The sequence below is a fragment of the Aerococcus sp. L_32 genome (assembly GCF_050689315.1).
In genome coordinates, this window is the sequence record NZ_JBOEQF010000967.1 from 1 (window position 1) to 703 (window position 703).

Consider the following 703-nt stretch of genomic DNA (forward strand, 5'->3'; position numbering starts at 1 on the left):
GTTAAGGCAGCAGTCGCATCTGTGTATGAACTTGTATTTGATTTCCAAGTACCTGAATAAAATTCAGAATCCCAAGAAACACCATTAACCATTTTATTCGCGTAGTCATTTAATGACTCTTTGTATGATGGGTAATCGCGGAATGAATCTCTGATTTGGTAGTAGTTACCAGAACCATCATCTTCAAGTGTGTAGAAAGTTACACCCTCGCCGTTATAAGTCCCTTTAATCCCGAATAAGTTGTAGTATGGTGCTGCTGATAGACCTGATACACCCCAGTTAGACTCTAAAATCGCTTGAGCAATCATTACTGATGCATATAGGTCGTTATCATTTGCTAGCTTATAGGCATCTGGAATGATGCTATCTAAGAAAGCATTATTGGTTGATGCAAAAGTAACCGTCGTCCCTTCGCTCGCTTTTATTGTTGGCATATCGATATTTGCACTTAAACATGATACAGCAAAAGCAGACCCTAAAACGATAGCCCCTAAAGTTGCTGATTTTTTGGAAATTGACGCAATTGATTTGCGCGACCCTACTTTATTCTCCTCAATAACCAATTATACTCCCCCTTGTAATTTTTTAATTGTCAAAAAAACTAAACTTTCACAACCTAAATTCTATCTAAAATAATTTTATTAAGAAAGACTTAATTTGTGTTGATGTTATTATTTAATATTTGTAATATTAGTGTAATATT

At 35.1% G+C, this 703-nt stretch carries 1 protein-coding gene; it reads right to left on the reverse strand.

Annotation, left to right across the window (positions count from 1 at the left end; translation table 11 throughout):
• The coding region (locus tag ACRCJ0_RS17660) for a glucosaminidase domain-containing protein (RefSeq protein ID WP_431391453.1) at positions 1 to 563 on the reverse strand (563 nt) is incomplete at its 3' end.
• Positions 564 to 703 lie beyond the last annotated feature (140 nt).